This is a genomic window from Loigolactobacillus bifermentans DSM 20003 (assembly GCF_001434575.1).
GTDB classification, from domain to species: domain Bacteria; phylum Bacillota; class Bacilli; order Lactobacillales; family Lactobacillaceae; genus Loigolactobacillus; species Loigolactobacillus bifermentans.
The window spans coordinates 1-581 of sequence record NZ_AZDA01000085.1 but is presented as its reverse complement, the minus strand read 5'-3'; the positions used below and the strand labels follow the sequence as shown (position 1 = coordinate 581).

1 pseudogene is annotated in these 581 nt (G+C 34.1%); it reads left to right on the top strand.

The annotated features are described in order from the left end of the window. Nucleotides 1-300 (top strand): annotated as a pseudogene (locus tag FC07_RS16195) (MFS transporter); the annotation flags it as partial. Between the last annotated feature and the right edge of the window lie 281 nt (nucleotides 301-581).

The window sequence follows — 581 nt, the reverse complement described above, 5'->3', positions numbered from 1 at the left end:
CAACTAGCACTTACCTTAACCAAGTTAGAAAATCAAAATACCGCTATATCTAAACTATCAGTAGCTTCTCAAAAAATTAATTTGGGTAATCAGAAAATAAGCCAGGGTCAGAAAAAATTGTTAGTAGGTCTCAAACAATTGGCACAAAAAGAAGCTTTAACGACAGCTTTGAGAAAAATTAAGCATACTAAGAATCGACAAATCAGTCAGGCCTTCAGTCATACCTACTTAGTAGGAGCGGTGATTGTTTTGATTCTGTCGCCGATTGCTTTGTTGACAGATCGTAAGCCATTAACTTAATTCGGTACGGATTACTAGCTAAATCTAAAAAGGGGCACCTCGATTATGAAGTGCCCCTTTAGACTTAACCAAATAATTCTATTTTTTCGGACAATTAAAATAAAACGATCTTCCATGTAAAGTGGCCCCAAAAAGTTGATTATAATCCATCTGTAAGTCTATAGTTTTGCACATTTCCTAGTGTCAAAAAAATATAACACTTTCTATAACAAAAAATAGATTCTATGGATGTAAGCTGATTCCTGAGACAACTTTTAAGAGAGCGTATAATGAATAAATCG